The organism is Pseudomonas sp. TH41 (genome assembly GCF_016650695.1).
Taxonomy (GTDB): Bacteria; Pseudomonadota; Gammaproteobacteria; order Pseudomonadales; family Pseudomonadaceae; genus Aquipseudomonas.
Map to the genome: position 1 here is coordinate 1 of NZ_JAEKFH010000002.1, position 569 is coordinate 569.

1 protein-coding gene is annotated in these 569 nt (G+C 58.7%); it reads right to left on the bottom strand.

The window, feature by feature from the left end; translation table 11 throughout:
• On the bottom strand, positions 1 to 498 hold a 498-nt coding region (locus JFU37_RS02750), incomplete at its 3' end, for a WD40/YVTN/BNR-like repeat-containing protein (RefSeq protein ID WP_242485710.1).
• Positions 499 to 569 lie beyond the last annotated feature (71 nt).

Sequence of the window (569 nt, forward strand, 5' to 3'; positions counted from 1 at the left end):
GAACCACACATCCAGAAAAGGTTTGTCGGCCCCTTCATCGATCATTCGTTGAGCGTCAGCCAGCAGAGTGTCATCCGGTGCCGCTTGCTGCCGATAGTAGTCCAGCATGATCTGCCCGACCTGACGGCCATCGAGCTGGCGCTTCCAGGTTTCGCCGTTGTTGTCGCTGTGCAACACAACGCCGTCGTGCCCGACAGCCCAACCCTGCGTCGGGCTCGGGAACTGCACGGCTACCAGGTCGGAGCTCACCGGAACTTCAGCCTGGTGCCAGCGGACGCCAGCATCGTCGGAATAAAAAATATGCCCACGCTGGCCCACGGCGACCAGGCGTTTACCCGCAGTGGCCAATCCGGTGAACATCCCGTTTATGGCTTTTTCGCTTGGAATCGCCGGGCTTGACAGCGGGTCGACAAAATCCGCGGCGACCACAGCTCTGGTAAATGGCACGGCCAATGCCACGCCTAGCGCAGCCAGCGTTATCCATCTAAATGCATTCATGAGGTTTACTCGGCAAAAAAAGCCGCCAGACAGTGCGAGGCACACTGTCGGCGACAAAAAAACACCTGCGT